This is a genomic window from Duganella paludis, from assembly GCF_054461335.1.
Genome location: NZ_CM136922.1, coordinates 5,827,401 through 5,842,835 on the forward strand (window position 1 = coordinate 5,827,401; position 15,435 = coordinate 5,842,835).

The 15,435-nt window shown below is 61.6% G+C and carries 12 protein-coding genes and 1 tRNA gene; 6 read left to right on the forward strand and 7 right to left on the reverse strand.

Annotation, left to right across the window (positions count from 1 at the left end; all coding sequences use genetic code 11):
- Positions 1–147 precede the first annotated feature (147 nt).
- The gene (locus ACXZ1M_RS25835) at positions 148–1,785 is read right to left on the reverse strand and encodes a mechanosensitive ion channel family protein (RefSeq protein ID WP_459050457.1); all 1,638 of its coding nucleotides are present in this window, start codon (positions 1,783–1,785) and stop codon (positions 148–150) included.
- A gap of 104 nt (positions 1,786–1,889) precedes the next feature.
- On the opposite strand from ACXZ1M_RS25835, the gene ACXZ1M_RS25840 reads away from it, so the two are divergent.
- Positions 1,890–1,974 (forward strand) — tRNA-Leu (locus ACXZ1M_RS25840).
- A gap of 83 nt (positions 1,975–2,057) precedes the next feature.
- On the opposite strand, the gene ACXZ1M_RS25845 is transcribed toward ACXZ1M_RS25840, so the two are convergent.
- On the reverse strand, positions 2,058–4,385 hold the full coding sequence (locus tag ACXZ1M_RS25845; protein WP_459050458.1) for a hypothetical protein: 2,328 nt from the start codon (positions 4,383–4,385) through the stop codon (positions 2,058–2,060).
- 204 nt (positions 4,386–4,589) lie between these two features.
- On the opposite strand from ACXZ1M_RS25845, the gene ACXZ1M_RS25850 reads away from it, so the two are divergent.
- A complete protein-coding gene (locus ACXZ1M_RS25850; protein WP_459050459.1) occupies positions 4,590–5,315 on the forward strand; it encodes a DUF6624 domain-containing protein in 726 nt (241 codons plus the stop codon).
- A gap of 2 nt (positions 5,316–5,317) precedes the next feature.
- On the opposite strand, the gene ACXZ1M_RS25855 is transcribed toward ACXZ1M_RS25850, so the two are convergent.
- Positions 5,318–5,956 carry a TetR/AcrR family transcriptional regulator gene (locus ACXZ1M_RS25855; protein WP_459050460.1) on the reverse strand — a complete coding sequence of 213 codons (639 nt, stop codon included), beginning with the start codon at positions 5,954–5,956 and terminating at the stop codon, positions 5,318–5,320.
- 95 nt (positions 5,957–6,051) lie between these two features.
- Here ACXZ1M_RS25855 and ACXZ1M_RS25860 point away from each other — a divergent pair, with 95 nt between their 5' ends.
- Both ACXZ1M_RS25860 and ACXZ1M_RS25865 read left to right on the forward strand, forming a co-directional pair.
- A complete protein-coding gene (locus ACXZ1M_RS25860) occupies positions 6,052–6,852 on the forward strand; it encodes a GNAT family N-acetyltransferase (protein ID WP_459050461.1) in 801 nt (266 codons plus the stop codon).
- A gap of 86 nt (positions 6,853–6,938) precedes the next feature.
- A complete protein-coding gene (locus ACXZ1M_RS25865) occupies positions 6,939–7,916 on the forward strand; it encodes a proline iminopeptidase-family hydrolase (RefSeq protein WP_459050462.1) in 978 nt (325 codons plus the stop codon).
- A 7-nt stretch (positions 7,917–7,923) separates the two neighbouring features.
- On the opposite strand, the gene ACXZ1M_RS25870 is transcribed toward ACXZ1M_RS25865, so the two are convergent.
- Genes ACXZ1M_RS25870 through ACXZ1M_RS25880 form a run of 3 tightly spaced genes read right to left on the reverse strand, consistent with a single transcriptional unit; the run spans position 7,924 to position 11,098 of the window.
- Positions 7,924–9,363: an ATPase domain-containing protein gene (locus tag ACXZ1M_RS25870; RefSeq protein ID WP_459050463.1), complete on the reverse strand. Its 1,440-nt coding sequence runs from the start codon at positions 9,361–9,363 to the stop codon at positions 7,924–7,926.
- On the reverse strand, positions 9,360–9,776 hold the full coding sequence (locus tag ACXZ1M_RS25875) for a hypothetical protein (RefSeq protein WP_459050464.1): 417 nt from the start codon (positions 9,774–9,776) through the stop codon (positions 9,360–9,362). The genes ACXZ1M_RS25870 and ACXZ1M_RS25875 overlap by 4 nt, the downstream gene beginning before the upstream one ends.
- Positions 9,776–11,098 (reverse strand): hybrid sensor histidine kinase/response regulator, encoded by a 1,323-nt coding sequence (locus ACXZ1M_RS25880; protein WP_459050465.1) that lies wholly within the window; start codon positions 11,096–11,098, stop codon positions 9,776–9,778. Before ACXZ1M_RS25880 ends, ACXZ1M_RS25875 begins: the two co-directional genes overlap by 1 nt.
- 315 nt (positions 11,099–11,413) lie before the next feature.
- Here ACXZ1M_RS25880 and ACXZ1M_RS25885 point away from each other — a divergent pair, with 315 nt between their 5' ends.
- On the forward strand, positions 11,414–11,620 hold the full coding sequence (locus ACXZ1M_RS25885; RefSeq protein WP_459050466.1) for a hypothetical protein: 207 nt from the start codon (positions 11,414–11,416) through the stop codon (positions 11,618–11,620).
- 61 nt (positions 11,621–11,681) lie between these two features.
- On the opposite strand, the gene ACXZ1M_RS25890 is transcribed toward ACXZ1M_RS25885, so the two are convergent.
- Positions 11,682–12,815, reverse strand: a complete 1,134-nt coding sequence (locus tag ACXZ1M_RS25890; RefSeq protein ID WP_459050467.1) for a sensor histidine kinase — start codon at positions 12,813–12,815, stop codon at positions 11,682–11,684.
- Between the two features lie 197 nt (positions 12,816–13,012).
- On the opposite strand from ACXZ1M_RS25890, the gene ACXZ1M_RS25895 reads away from it, so the two are divergent.
- Entirely contained in the window at positions 13,013–15,409 is a 2,397-nt protein-coding gene (locus ACXZ1M_RS25895; RefSeq protein WP_459050468.1) for an ATP-binding protein, read from the forward strand.
- The last annotated feature ends 26 nt before the right edge of the window (positions 15,410–15,435 follow it).

The window sequence follows — 15,435 nt, forward strand, 5'->3', positions numbered from 1 at the left end:
TTGCTGTGTTCAATGTCCATAAGCTCGGCCTCATGTGATGAGTCGATAGCTTAACGTTACGCTGCCGTGAAGTATTGAGATATATCAACTCTAAAACAGAGCGCATTTGGCGCTAACAGAGGCTTCCATTTCTTGATGGGTTTTTTCTCAAGGCTGCTCCTTCGCTGGCGCTGCATGCCATTTTGCCTGCGGCACCACATGCGATGCGGCCGGCTCCTGCGTGAAATGCGGCGACGTGATCTGCACGCCAAACTCGTTAAACACGTCGATGATGTGCTGGTGCAAACGGTTCAACACCTCGGCCCGCTGGCGCGGCGTTTCGGCGGTAGCGTAGGCGACCAGGCGGTACTCCGGATAGAAGTCCGACAGCGCGACCTGCATCACATAGGGCTTGGGCGTGGCGGCGATATCGTCTGTGCGCTGCGCGGCCAGTTCCAACAGCGCGTGCACTTGCCGCCACGGCGTGTCGTAGCCGATGGTGACGGTGGTATCGAGCACAAAGCCGGTGCCGGGATAAGCGCGTGAATAGTTTTTGCTGGTGTTGGACAGCACCCAGGCATTCGGCATGGTCACTTCCTCGCCAAGGCCGGTGCGCAGGCGGGTTTCAAACATGCCCAGTTCCACCACGGTGCCTTCCGCATCGCCGATGCGCACGTACTCGCCTTTGCGCAGCGAACGCGCATACATCAGTATCAAACCGCTGGCGCCTTGGCCGACAATGCTCGACGCGCCGATCGACACCATCAAGCCCACCAGCACGGACACGCCCTGGAATGCCGCCGTCTGCGCGCCAGGCAGGTAAGGGTAAGCCATGGCCAGCGCGAACAGCCAGATCACCACGTTGGCGATGCGACGTGTGGGTACGGCCGTGTCCTTATCGAGCCAGCCCACTTGCAGCTCGCCGTTTTCCACGCGCTTGAAGATCGAACCCAAGGTCAGCATCACCAGCCGCGCGATGGCGGCGATGACCGCGACCAGCACCAATCCCGGCAAGGCATTGACCATGCTTTGTGCGACCCCTGTCACCACGTCGATCAAATAGTCCTGCAGCCGCTCGCCCCAGCTGCGCGAGTAGGGGATTTTTCCCAGCACGAAGGCCAGCCACAAATAGGTGGCGACCAGGCGCAAGGCCCAAATCAACAGGTTGACTGCGTGGCGCATGAAGCGCACATAGTGTTCGGCATCGAGCACGCGCACATTCTTCACCTTGACGCTGCCGAGACGCCGGTTGATGGCCTTCGCCGAGCGCGCGCCCACCCAGCGATGCAACAGGAACAAGCCGCGCAGCGTCAGCGCCCACGCCAGCGTCGCGGCGGCGCACATGGCGCCGGCGATCAGCAGGTAGCGCGGGCTGGCTTGCTCGCGACGCTCGGCCAGAGCCTTGGTCAGCTGCGCCGCGCTGTCGGTGGCGACGCTGTCGGTAGTGTCGCCGGCCAGCGGGTTGATGTCGGCCGGCGTGACGAGGAATAGCAGCGCGCCGTCCAGCATGACCTGCGTGCCTTCGTTGATCGGGTGGATGCCGGCCTGTTGCTGGCCGTTGCGGGCGAGGGCGCCATCGAGGCGTTTGCGTGCGCCTTCGGCGCGGTCGTCGGCCGAGAAACCGGCCAGTGAGGTGCGGAAGGTGAAGATGGTGCGGTTGGCCACAACCAGTTTCGCTTGCGGCGTAACGGCGGCTTGCGTGCCTGGCGTTGGCGGCGGGGCAGCGGACGCCTCTGCTGCATTGGCGATGCTGCTGCAGAACATGGCCAGCATCAGGGCGCACAGCAGGCGGAAAAGAGCGGTCATAAACATCCTCATGGCATCGATGTTAGCAATGATGCCATGTTATCGGATTCAATAGTTGTCTGGCAGTTACGGCCGGATCGTGGCATAATGTCGGCCTTGTATGGGCTCCGATGGTGAAATTGGTAGACACTGCAGACTTAAAATCTGCCGCCGCAAGGCGTGCCGGTTCGATTCCGGCTCGGAGCACCAGCCCCATTCGGCTAAATGCCATAAAACGCCGCAAACCTTAGTCAATCAGGGTCTGCGGCGTTTTTGTTTGTGGAAGCAGGTCGTTAATTAGATGGCGCTTCTTCCAGCACAAAGAACGTCGTTGGATCGAAGCCCGTTACCGCATTATTCAGTGTGAACTGCCATTCGATGCCGTCGTCTGTTTCGATCTGGGTCGTCTGGATTTCGCGCTGATGCTGGCCAGTCAGATCAAGCGCCCACAACTTCATCGGGGTTTTGTGCTTGAGCTGCAAAGAAGCAGTCGCTGAACCAGGGCGCACGCGCACCGGCAAGATCCCGGGACTTTGCAGAATCTCCTTGTTGCCATTTACCGTGACGCTCATATTGGTGTTTGCGGCATCGGTTGCAAAAATCATCAGAATCTTCTTGCTGGTCGCGAGGGTATCGTTGATATTCAACGTGCTGGCTGACAGTAACGCTGCATCATCGATGCTTTGAATCTTGAAAGTGTTCAGAGCGAGATTGCTTAATGCGACAGCTGTGGTAACGACTTCAGTACGCGGCGTCTTGATGGTGAAGCGTTTGGTTTTCTCGTCCAGCAGCAGTTGCTTTGTGTCGCTCTGATAGCGGTAGTTGGACTTGGAAGCATCGCTGCCGTCGCTATATGATCCGCTCACATTATCTGGCCCCAAGATATTACTGAGTTTTGTGATTGTGTCGGCCGGGTCAGTACTGCTTTCGTCATAGAAGACGAGATTTTGAGAGTTGGAGCTTTGGCCGGGGACGGGATATTTGATCTCCACCCCGGTAAGCAGAGCCATCACACGCAGTCTGTCCGAGACCGCGTTACCGGACTCCAGCTTCTTCTGCGTAGGGGTTCGATAGGGAGAGGGATAGCTGATTGTGACGCGATTCGGTGACGGCGCCACGTCGCGACGCAGGAAAAGCAAGGCCGATAAGGTCTCGCCCGCACGCGCTACCGGATCCAGGCCGATACCATAGGGGTTGATGGCTTGCTTGCGCAATGGTCCAGCCGGCTCATATTGCAGATCGATCGCGCCTTCCGAATGGACGCACATGAAATCCCAACCTTGCAGTGCTGCGACCGCCGGTACCATGGCCGAAGCTTCAAACCGATATTTGTTCCAGAACACCTGGCCGTATTCGGTGGCCCCGAAAGGCAGTCCAGCCTGGCGCGTGACCGCTAAATTAGTGGCAGGATTTTCCACCATGGTGGCGTGATCGGCTAAACTCACTTGCGTTATTTGGGCCCCTGGTTTGAATCCATCCACCGCGCTCAGATAGGCATGTGAGTCGATCATATCCAGCGCCGACTCATTTGAGCCTGGCAATTTAGCGCTGCGCATCGCATTGGCAGTCAAGCGGTTCCAATTGTTGTATGAAGTGACTACGCCCGGATAGCCGCTCTGGCGCAGATAATCTTTCATCCATTGGGTGGTTTTCACTTCCAGGGTCGACAGAAACTCCTGGAACGTGGCCATCCGCAGTGACAGTTCTGCTACCTTGGGCATCTCGATATTCCCGTCCTCCAGTTTTTCGCTAGGGAGCAATATACCGATCTGGTCTCCCGTCACCCAAGCCGCGCGCAACTTATCATTGTCGGCGCCGAATTTAGTGCGCAAATAGGCGTTAAATAGCGGCTTGAGTTCGGGCCGATATACGGTAGGAATGTTGCCGTTTTCATCGCGCAATTGGGCAAGGTAACTGATCTCGCCTTCGTTGACCAATACCACACCGGCCAAGGCAGGGTCACTCAGTGTTGGTTGTTGAGTGCCAGGATTGATCGTGCTATAAATCGCCGATACCTGCCCCTTCCACGCATTCTGGGCCGCGACGTCGGCTTCCAGCTGCACTCGGAACTTCAGATTTTGGTGAGCAATGAAGCGGTTGCTGTTGGTGTCGCCAATGGAACCGTTCTCCGACGTCATCATGTCGATCATCCAGTAGATGCCGCGCTTCTTCAACTCGTTTAGCAAATAGTAGAAGTTATTTTGCTGCGTCGAATTGTAGCCAAAGTCCGAATTCATTTGGTGCATCAGCGTGGCGTCCACGTAGTGCAAGCGCACCAGGTTATACCCGTGTCGCTTCAGTTGCTCGGCATAAGTTTCGGCCGTGACGCCGCCGGGGAACGAGCCGCTGAGTGGCGACCATGCCAGCGATGCGCAGTGGAATGGGGCGGGCGTGTCTGGCGTATTGGCAAATGCCAGACGGTTGTTGGTGTTCTTGATGACGCGGCCATTGATTCCTGCCGGACCGGCAGGAATCAATCCGCTGAAGTCAAGCGGGCTGCCTGCGACGATTTTGAGATCGCTGGCATTGATCGCGGGCCAAGCGTTGGTATCGACGGGAGCGGCCTCAGCTAGGCTTGCGAGAGCTGCACCTATCAAAATCGGTAGTAGTTTTCGTGACATTTTTTGTACTCTAAGTTGGTTATTAATTTGAAAACGATATTTGATAAGTGAAATTATTGCAACAATTGTGTTGGTTTTTTTGAAAATTTTAGTATTTTTGCACTCAAAAAATCTGCGTGTTATCCTTTAGGCATGACCACACATCGACTTTTTGCCTTGTTGTTATTGCTGACAGTCCTCCGTGTCCACGCGGCCGAACCCACTTTGCCGGCACTACGCGACGAGTTGCTAGCGATGGCGGAAGTCGATCAGGCCAGCCGCAAAGCCATGATGTCGAACAAGGATGTCGATGGCCCGCATCTGAAGCGGTTGCAGGAAATCGCTGTGCAATACGGTTGGCCGACGTTTGCGATGGTGGGCGAGGATGGCGGTCACGCCGCTTGGCTGCTGGCACAGCATGCCGACCGCGATATCCGTTTCCAGCGCAAGGTGTTGGCGTTGATGGAGCCGCTGCTGGCGCAAGGCCAGGCTGCGCTCAAGGACTATGCCTATCTCTATGACCGCACGCACGATCCGCAGCGCTACGCTACGCAAGGTTTGTGCGTTAGCCGCGAGCAGTGGCAACCATTCGAGACCGAAGATCCCGCCGGCTTGGCGGACCGGCGCAAGGCCGCCGGCTTGTCGTCGCTGGATGAATACGTCAAACAGATGAACGGTATTTGCGTGGACGGCTACCTTCCAGCCAGCTCGGCGCTGCAGTTCCGCAAAGCCCAACTTAGCGAGGGCGAAGACGTGGTGGTGGCCAAGGATGGCATCGTGGTGGCCGGCGAAACCGTGCAGACGCCGGAAGAGCTGATGAAACTGCTCGCCGCGCGGCAGATACTCAAGATCCGCGTGAAGAGCACATCGAACGAGGTCCACTACACGACGTTAGGCAGAATCATTTATGGCGCGCAGCGCGCCGGCATCCTCGTCACTTTCGTGGAGTAGGCTCAGCGCTTAGCCTGCTCCACCATCAGCGCCGCGAACAGGATGTCCATGCCGGCGTGGTAGATGCCGTCGATCTCGCTGACGCGCAGATAGGGCATGGCGGCGGTGATGTGGGGGAATTCGTCGGGACGGTTGAAGTCCTCCAGCACGATCGGCGTCGCGTCCGGCTGTTTGGCGCGGCTGCCCACTTCGGCCAGGCCGGCGCCGGCCGTGAAGTTGGCCATCATGCGGTAATAGCGCGCGCTTTGTTCGGGGCTCAGCCCGGCCTCGTTAAATAGTCCCAGCAGTTGCTCGTAGAATTTCAGCGCCGTCGGCGTGCGGAAGCGGCGCGACACCATGCTGAGGTAGGCGTGCGGATGGCTGATGGCGATCTCGCGCAGGGCGTCGAAGGTGCGGCGCACGCGTTCCAGCGGCGTGCCGTCCGTTGTCAGCGTGGCGTCCACGTCTTCCAGCACAATGTCGAGGATGCCGTCCAGCAGCTCGGCCTTGTTGCGGAAGTGGTGGTAGAGCGCCATCGCCTCCACGCCCAGCTCGCCGCCCAGCTTGCGCATGCTCAGCTGGTCGATGCCGTGCGCGTCGATGAGCGCCAACGCCACGCGGGCGATGCGCTGGCGATCCAACGGTTCGATCTTGTTTTTCACGCTGTTCTTTTCCATCGCTATTTATTTTTATCGCTTTACGGTGTAAGGTCTGCGCCGTTCGGCCACATTATCGCATCAGGAAGGGAATTTGCGCAGTGCAGAAAAAAATCGCTGAAGACATCGAGATTCAGGCACGACGCCGCTTTTTTGCGGCGGCGCCGGCGGCGTTCGGTTGTGCCGTTATCGACTTGCCCGACACGCCGGGAACGCTGCTCAGCGTGACGGCGATGCCGTCACCGATCATGAATCGCGTGGTCGGCTTGCCGGCCGAGCAGGCCTTGCCGGATGCCGCCATGGCAGGGATCAAGGCGGTGTTCCGCGCACGCGGGATTCCCCAATTTTGGCTGCATGACTGGCAGCAGCCCGGCGCATCCGCGCTCGCCGACAGCCTGCGCATACACGGTTGCCAGCCCCAAGGCGCCTGGACTATGTTCCAGTATGACCTCACCGGCATCGCGCGGCCGGCTCCAGAGCCGGGCCTGCGCTTGCGCCTCGCCAAGGATCATGAATACGCGCTTGCCGGCCAGATTCTGGCCGCCAGTTTTGGCATGCCTCTGATGGTCGACTGGATGGCGGGCCTGGTCGGCGATGCGCATTGGCAGGTGTTTTTCGCCTGCGACGAGAACGATGTGCCGCTTGCCACCGGTACGCTGCTGATCGAGGGTAGCCGCGCATGGCTGGGTATGGGCGCCACCTTGCCCGCAGCGCGCAGGCGCGGCGCGCAGCTGGCCTTGCTGAATGCGCGGCTGTCCGCCGCCAGTACCGCCGGCTGCGTCACGGCCTCCATCGAGACGGCCGCGCCGGCGCCGGGTGAAGTGCTGCCGGCCCTGAACAATATCCGGCGCGCGGGTTTCCGCGAGATCGGCACTCGCATCAACTACCTCTGCGACGTTTGAATCGTTAACTTTACAGTGTAAGGTCGACTGTTGTATGCTGCCGGACTTTACAGCGTAAAGCTGGTTTTATCGGAACGGGGAATGTCATGGATCGTCGAAATTTTCTGGCCGCCAGCATGGCGGCGGTGGCTGGTGGTGCGGTAGCGGGCACGGAAGTGGTTCAGGATGCGCTGAATCCGCAGGGCGTGCGCACGGCCGGCGTCAAGATGGTGCCGGTGGTGGGCGGCAAGTACAAGGTGTGGACCAAGAAGATCGGCAGCGGCCCGGTCAAGGTCTTGCTGCTGCACGGCGGCCCGGGCTTTACCCATGAATACCTGGAGGCGATGGAGTCCTTCCTGCCACAGGCCGGGATCGAGATGTATTACTACGACCAGCTCGGCTGCGGCAATTCCGACCAGCCGGACGATCCGTCGCTGTGGACGCTGCCGCGCTACCTGGACGAGGTGGAAGAAGTGCGCAAGGGCCTAGGCCTGGATAACTTCGTGCTGTACGGCCACTCGTGGGGCGGCGTGCTGGCGCTGGAGTACGCGCTGCATCACCAGCGCCATTTGCGCGGGCTGGTGATTTCCAATATGACGGCCGGCATCCAGTCGCTGCTGCAGAACCTGGACAAGATCAAGCAGCAGCTGCCGCCGGCCAAGCTGGCGCAACTGCAGGCGCTGGAGGCGCGCGAAGCTTACGATGCGCCGGAATACCAGCAGATCATGATGGAGGAGCTGTACCCGAAAGTGATCTGCCGCCTCTCGCCGTGGCCGGACGCGGTGGACCGCACCTTCCGCCATGCCAACCAGAAGGTCTACAACCAGATGCAGGGCAAGAGCGAGTTCGTCGTCACCGGCAACCTGAAGGACTGGGAGCGTTGGGACCGCCTGCACGAAATCAAAGTACGCGCGCTGACCATCGGCGCCAAGTACGACGAGATGAATCCGGACGACATGCGCAAGATGGCGCAACTGATGCCGCGCGCCCGCGCGGTCATCTGCGAGCGCGGCAGCCACCTGTGCATGTGGGACGATCAGGCGTTCTACTTCGAGCACCTGCTTAAGTTTCTCAGGACGGTATGACGCGGGCTTATTCGTCGCCCAGCTGGCCGGACAGGATGCCGCGATACTGACTGAGTGGTGCGCCGATGCTGATGTGGTCATCGCCGATCTCGAAGAAGCGGATCTCCTTGCTGTGGTCGCTGCCGCGCACTTTGACCACCGAGATCACGCGCTGCAGCTGCCCGCGCAGTTCAACGTAGCGATGCATCACGATGGCATCGGCCAGGAAGGCGTTGCCATAGGAACTGAAGCTCAGCGAGGTGTAGCGGTCTTCCAGCTCGGCCGTCATCAGGACCGTCACCCCCATTCCGGTGAGCACCGCGACCAGGCGGTACAGCGATTCCCGGAAATCTTCCCGGAACACCGGGGCCAGCGTCAATTCGAATCCGGACAGGGAATCGATCACCACCCGCTTGGCCTGCATGCGCTCGATCATGACGATCAGGTCGTTCAGGATCTCGTCCAGCGACAGGTCCAAGGTACGCGTGTTGAGCACGCCGACCTTGCCGCTGCTTACCAGACCGCTCAGCTGCAAACTCAGCAGTTGGTTCGGACTTTTTTCAAACGCGGCGATCACGCCGGGCTCGCCGATGCGCGCGCCCTCGGCCAGGAATTGCGTGGCGAGCACGGTCTTGCCGGATCCGGTGGGGCCGACCACCAGCAGCGAGTAGCCGGCCGGCAGGCCGCCGCCCAGCATCTGGTCCAGCGTCGGCACGCCGGTCGAGAGCCTTAGGTCGCTGGGGAACGAGACGTGCGGGCCGGCATTGACGACCGCGCGGGGAAATATCTCCAGCCCATGGTCGTTGATGCGGAAGGTGTGCACGCCCAGGCTCTGGGCCTGTCCGCGCATTTTCACCACCTGAATCTTGCGCACCATGGCGTCGCGGTGCACCTGCTGCGACAGCCACAGGATGCCGTCGGCCACCGTGAACACCGGGCTCGATTCGGCTTCCGGCGTCAGGTATTCGCCGATCAGGAAGGTGGTGGCCAGCCAGCTGGTCATCTGCATGCCGAGGTGCTGGACGAAGCGCTGCAGCCCGCCATTTGCGGCGTCCGCTCCCTTGCCCGACTGCACCACGGAGCGGAACGAGTCGACAAAGACCAGGGCCGGGCTGAACGCCTGGACCTCGGCGGCGATGCGTTCGAGCACTCGGTCGAAGTCGCCGTCGACCAGATCGCTGGCCAGATTGACGAACTTGATCGACTGGTTGATCTTGGCCGCGTCGAAGAACGGAAATTGCTGCTGGTAGCGCAGCATCTTGAGTGGCGGCTCGCCCAGCACGGTGAAGAACAGCGCGCGGCGGTCCGGCCCGGCCAGAGCGAACATGATCTGGTGCGCCAGGGTCGTCTTGCCGCTGCCCGGGGTACCCGCCAGCAGGTTGAACGAGTATTCGGGGATCCCTCCGCCCAGCAGTTCGTCCAGGCCGGGAACGCCGGTGCGCAGGCGCCTTATTTCGACTTTGTTCATGTGTGTGACTCCGATCCAGCAGGGCTTAACGTGTCATCCCCCCAAGCCGCGCGCAGGATGCTGGTCGTTACGAGTTCGCCGATGAGTAGGGTTAGTGTGTCGATGAAAATGCTCAGCAGGGCAATGCTGGCCTCGCCGGATTCCGGCATGCCGCGCGCCTGCAGGCGTTGTTGTAGTTCGGTGAAGGGGGCCGCGCCCAAGGGCGAGGCCTGGTCGGCCAGCCATGGGTACGTCTGGCTGGCCTGGTGCACGCTGCGGGCGTACAAGGTGATGAAACCGCGTTCGCCGATGATCGCGCTCAGCTGCAGTTCCAGCTGGATCCACAGCGCCACGCTGACCTCGGCCACGCGTGCCGGCTCGCACAGCACCTTGCGCTGTATGGTCCGGTATCGCTGCTCGTCGTTCAAGGCCATCAGGTTATCTCGTTTTGCGGCGCCGGTGCCGGTCCATCCAGCTGTTGTAAGATCGTTCGCAGCGCGGGTATCGATACGGGTTTGACCAGGTAGTGATCGAAACTGAAGGACGACGTTGATTCCGGTTCGGCAGCGTCGAAACCGGACAAGGCGATCAGGCAGGCCTTGGTGCCGCCCGGTTGCTGGCGCAGCGTACGCGCTATTGCATAGCCGGTCAAGCCCGGCAGGCCGACGTCCATGATGACGGCGTCGAAGCCGCCCTGTTGCGCGGCCGCCAGGCCGCTCGGACCGTCGGCGCGGCAGACCACCGTATGGCCATCCATCTCCAGCAGTTGGCTCAGCATGTCGCTGGCGTCGGCATTGTCCTCGATGTAGAGAATGCGGCGCGCCAGCGTCGGCGCGCTGACCTCGCGGCGCGGCGCGGCCTGCGGCGCCGGATCCGGTTGCCCGGCCAGCGGCAGGGTCACGGTGAATACGCTGCCCAAGCCTTGGCCGGCACTGTATACGGTCACCGAACCGTCGTGCAGCTGGGCGATCTGGCGCACCAGCGCCAGGCCGATGCCCAGGCCGCCCGGTGCGCTGTGCGGTGCCGGCGGTCCCTGGATGAACAGCTCGAACACCAGGGACTGGATCTCGAGCGGGATGCCGGCGCCGTTGTCGCTGATCTTGATCAGCACCTGGGCGCCGTCGGCCTCGATGCCGATGGTGAGCTGGCCGTACTCCGGCGTGTATTTGCTGGCGTTGAGCAGCAGGTTGGTAAACAGCTGCGTCAGGCGGCCGAGGTCGCCATCAATGTAGAGCGGCTGCCCGCCCGCGTTCAATTGCAGCCGTTGGCGGCGGGCGTCGATGGCGCCCCGGCTGGTTTCCACGGCGCTGTCGATAACCTGCATCACATCGAGTCGGCGGCGCTGCAAGATCATCTTGCCGGCATCGCTGCGCGACGCATCCATCAAGTCGTCGACCAGGCGCATCAGTTGTTCGGTCTGGCGCGTGACGATCGCCTGCAAGGCCGGCAGGCCCGGCGCCTCGCCGAACAAGCGGCCGATCAGGTTGTTGGCCAGCACGATGGGATGGAGCGGATTGCGCAGCTCATGGGCCAGCATTGAGATGAACTCCGTCTGGCGGCGGTTCAGCGCTTCGGCGGCCGCCTGCGAGTCGCGTGCCTCGAACGTGGCCAGGATCAGGTGTTCGTTGGCTTCGCGCAGCTGCGGGACCAACCGGTCATAGACTTCGAAGCGCTGTTTGATCTGGCTGTTCTGCTCGCTCAGGCGCACCATGTCGGCGATGGTGCCGCGCAGCTGCGCGATTTGCTGCAAGTGCATTCTCTGCAAATCCGCTATGGGGGTGGGCGGGGAGGGTGGCAGTTCCGGCACCGCTGGAGTTTCGATATTCATGGTGAGTAATCAGCCCTGCGGCGGTGCATGCCTTTCTACGTCCATCGCTGTCGAACTTGAAGTCCGCGATGCACGCCAGCTGATTTGCTGCAAACCGAGATCACAAGCTACCACCTTACACTAACACTAGTCACATGTCTCTTGTATTTACTTTAACTGTCGCCATGTACTGGAGGTACACCCATGCTGATGCGGTAGCCACTTTGGTTTATGCCAGGCGATGTGCACAACCATGAGGCAACTATGCAGACCTACAGTCCCGACGGTATCGATGCTTTTCGCGCTTACGCAATGGCGGCGGCCGAAGAGCATGAAACGGCCCACGAGCTGGCCCAGTGCGCCAAGATCGAAAAGTACGGACTTCTTGCCGCTGACCTGTTCGACCGCGTCAACGCGGCGCGGTCCAAAACGCTTGCGGCTTTCAAGGCTGTGGAACGGTTCAAAAGCTGATCCCTTGATACGCATCTTGCCCTAGCAAGCCGCCAACACCGTCGGCGTCACTTGAAGAACCTTAGTTCAGTAAGGTATGGCGCGGCAAACAGATGGTAAACACGCAGCCCTCTCCCGGCAAGTCGACGACCGTCAATTCTCCGCCATGGGCCAGCACGCTTTGCTTGGCAATGGTCAGGCCTAGGCCCATGCCGGTGCGGTCAGGTCCGGATCGGGAGAACGGCAAAAACATCGTGTCCACCACGCCTTTCCCCAAGCCGCCGCAGTGATCCCGCACGTCGATCAAGATGCGCTCGCCCGAGGCGTAGGCGGTGAGCAGGACTTCCGTGCCGGGGTGCGTGAATTTGAAGGCGTTCTGCAGCAGATTCGCCACCGCCGCCATCAGCATCTCGCGCTCCCCCTGCAAGGCCAGCTCCGGCGCCACCGCACATGTGCGCACGGTGCAGCCGCAGCGCGTCGCCGTCGGTATCGACGCCGCATACACCTCCTCGATGAAATCCGCCAGCGAATACAGCATCAGGCTCGCCCGGTCTGTTGCACTGTGGCGCAAATCGTCGAGGGAGCGGACGATCAGTTTCTCCATGCCGTTCAGTTGGCGTTCCAGGATGGTCCCTGTGGCGCCGCTCAGGCTGAGATTCCCGGTCTTCGCCGCAGAGAAGGCCAGCGCGGCGGTGCTGAGCAGATTGCGTAGTTCGTCCGCGAAAATGGCGATGCGGAGGTCGGAGGCGGCGATGCTGCTGGCGATCGCCAAGGCGTCGCGTTGGTAGCCGAATTCGGTGACGGCGTCGGCGATGGCGTTGTCCAGGCAACGGTTGAGCGTACGGAATTCATCGACGTGGAACGGTACGTCGCGTTCGACCGCCAGGTCGGTGATCGACTGGCACAGGTCGCCATAGTCGTGCACCACCTGGTCGACGTTGAGTCCGAGGTCCAGCAAGTCCTTGCCGTGCTGCGCGGCCGACACGCTCACTTCCGATAAGGCCGCGCCGCCGCCCGCAGGGCCGGAGATGCGGCGGCTCGCCGAAGGCGTATCGGATTGTTCGACCTGCAGCGTTCTGATCAATTGATCGAGGAACAGCGGGACGCCTTCCTGAAGCTGCTTTGCCGTGGCGGCGCGCCCGTCGCGCGCGGCAACCTTTTGACGGCAGCGACGCTCAAGCTCCGCGCGGTTATTCGACAGGAAAGTGTGCATCATGGGGGCCTCGCCGCAGGCAACTAGCCCGCATCGGCCGCAGATGTGCGTGGCAATCTTGACGGCGGTTTGATAGTAACACCATCGGCAACGGCGTCCAACGTGCAGCAGCGTACGGTGCGCACTGAGCAATCGGCTTATCGTCGCGGTTTACCGGTGGACGGGGCGTTCGCACGCCGGGCAACATGCGATAATGAAATATGAAGAAACATTCGCTCTACGAATCGGTGCTGCGGGCCTCGCCGTACCCGTACCTGGTCATGGACCCCGATCTGCGGATCGTTGCGGCCAACGACGCCTATCTGCGCGCGGTTCAGCGGCGCGAAGATGATCTCGTCGGTCTCTACTTGTTCGACGCCTTTCCGCCGGATCCCGACGATCCGGACGCCACCGATGTGACTGAGGTGCGCGCCTCCCTGATGCGCGCCCTGACCAAGGGCCAGCCCGACACCAGCGCATTTATCCGCTATGCCGTGCCGGTGCCGACGGCCGACGGCCCGCGTTTCGAAGAGCGCTACTGGAGCTCGGTGCACACGCCGATCTTCGACGACGATGGCCGCCTTGCGCTGGTGGTCCAGAATCCGGTCGACCTGACCGAGTTCTACCATTTTGATGGACAAGCCGCGCCCAAGCGGCTGCAACCGCCTGCGATCGAGGGCGCCGGTGCGCATCGCTTCAACCAGGGGCAGATGCACGAGGCGCTGACCCGCATCCTCAACAACGAACGCGAACATTTGCGCAGCCTGTTCAACCAGGCGCCCGGTTTCGTCGCGGTGCTGATGGGTGAGGAGCACGTTTTTGAAATGGTCAACGAGGCGTACTACCAGTTGGTAGGGCATCGGGACCTGATCGGCAAGGCGGTGCTGGAAGCCCTGCCTGAAGTGGCCGGACAGGGCTACGATGAACTTCTTGACCGCGTGTACCGTACCGGCGAGCAGTGGGCGGCGCGCGCCATGCCGATATCGCTTCAGCCGCTGCCGGACGGGCCGCTGGAACAACGCTACATAGATCTGGTCTATCAGCCCTACAAGGATGCCAACGGCAAGACCATCGGCATCTTCGCCCAGGGCTACGACGTCACCGACGCGGTCGAGGCGCAGGCGGCCAAGCGCGAGAGCGAGGAGCGCCTGCGCGACGGCATGGAAGCCGCCAAGATGGTGGTGTGGGATTGGATCATCGACACCGGCGAGCTGGCCTATTCCGAAAACATGCCGTCGGTGCTAGGCTGCACACCGACACAAATGCAAGCGCTGCAAGACTGCGTGCATCCGGAAGATCGCGAACAGGTGGCGGCCGCCCACCGGCAGGCCATTGCCGAGACGGGCAGCTATCAACAGGTGGTGCGCTTCATCCGTCCGGACAACCACCAGCAAATCTGGGTGGACAGCCGTGGCAAGGTGCAGTTCGACATCAACGGCAGGCCGACCAGTATGCGCGGCGTGACGGTTGATGTGACCGAACGCTATCGCGCGGAGCTGGAGCTGCGTGTCGCCAACCGCAAGAAGGACGAATTCCTGGCCATGCTGGCGCACGAGTTGCGCAATCCGCTGGCGCCCATCGTCACGGCCGCCGAAATGCTCAAGCTGGTGGCTCCCACCGATGCGCGCGTTCAGCGCGCGAGCGAGGTGATCGGCCGCCAGGTCAAGCACATGACCGCCCTGATCGACGATTTGCTGGACGTCTCGCGCGTCACGCGCGGCCTGGTGGCGCTGGAGCGTGAGTCGATCAATATCAAGCCGGTGGTGGCCAACGCCATCGAGCAGGCGCGCGGGCTGATCGATCTGCGCAGGCATCATCTCATCGTGCATATCGGGGAAGAGCCGGTCTTTGTCCAGGGTGACCGCACGCGGCTGGTGCAGGTGCTCACCAACCTGCTGAACAACGCAGCCAAATACACGCCGCCGGGTGGCGAGATCGTGCTGGACGTCACGATGGCGGCCGGGCAGGTGCGGATCTGCGTCAGCGACAACGGCATCGGCATCGAGGCCGAACTGGTGCCGCATATTTTCGATCTGTTCACCCAGGCCGAGCGCTCGCCGGACCGGGGGCAGGGCGGCCTCGGCATCGGTCTGGCGCTGGTCAAATCGATCGTCGCGCTGCATGGGGGCGAGGTCACGGCGCAGAGTCGCGGGCAGGGCACAGGCAGCCGCTTCACCGTCACCCTGCCGGCCGAGGTGGACGGTGCGGACTTCACGCACATGCTCGGCGGCATGCAGTCCGCCGAGCTGGCGCCGATAGCGATCATGGTGGTCGACGACAATGTCGACGCGGCGCAGGCGCTGGCGGCCTTGTTGGAAATGCAGGGGCACCGGGTCTCGGTCCATCACCACCCCCAGGACGCGATTGGCGCCGCCCGTCTCGATCCGCCCGAGGTGTACATCCTCGACATCGGCCTGCCGGAAATGGACGGCTATGAACTGGCGCGGCGCTTGCGCGAGGATGAACGCTCCGCTGCGGCACTGTTCATCGCCCTGACAGGATACGGGCGGACGGACGACCGCAGCCAGTCCATGCAGGCCGGCTTCCAGTACCACTTCGTCAAGCCGCTCGACATCGACAAGCTCAACCTGGTTCTGGCCAGCAGGAGCGCAAGCTAGGGCCTGCGGCAAGCGATAGGCGCGTG

Excerpts from the sequence above, each read along its gene's own strand:
- ACXZ1M_RS25835 (WP_459050457.1), bottom strand. The coding sequence starts at position 1,785 with ATGACCGCTCTTTTCCGCCTGCTGTGCGCCCTGATGCTGGCCATGTTC.
- ACXZ1M_RS25845 (WP_459050458.1), bottom strand. The coding sequence starts at position 4,385 with ATGTCACGAAAACTACTACCGATTTTGATAGGTGCAGCTCTCGCAAGC.
- ACXZ1M_RS25865 (WP_459050462.1), top strand. The coding sequence starts at position 6,939 with ATGGATCGTCGAAATTTTCTGGCCGCCAGCATGGCGGCGGTGGCTGGT.
- ACXZ1M_RS25870 (WP_459050463.1), bottom strand. The coding sequence starts at position 9,363 with ATGAACAAAGTCGAAATAAGGCGCCTGCGCACCGGCGTTCCCGGCCTG.
- ACXZ1M_RS25875 (WP_459050464.1), bottom strand. The coding sequence starts at position 9,776 with ATGGCCTTGAACGACGAGCAGCGATACCGGACCATACAGCGCAAGGTG.
- ACXZ1M_RS25880 (WP_459050465.1), bottom strand. The coding sequence starts at position 11,098 with ATGCACTTGCAGCAAATCGCGCAGCTGCGCGGCACCATCGCCGACATG.
- ACXZ1M_RS25885 (WP_459050466.1), top strand. The coding sequence starts at position 11,414 with ATGCAGACCTACAGTCCCGACGGTATCGATGCTTTTCGCGCTTACGCA.
- ACXZ1M_RS25890 (WP_459050467.1), bottom strand. The coding sequence starts at position 12,815 with ATGATGCACACTTTCCTGTCGAATAACCGCGCGGAGCTTGAGCGTCGC.
- ACXZ1M_RS25895 (WP_459050468.1), top strand. The coding sequence starts at position 13,013 with ATGAAGAAACATTCGCTCTACGAATCGGTGCTGCGGGCCTCGCCGTAC.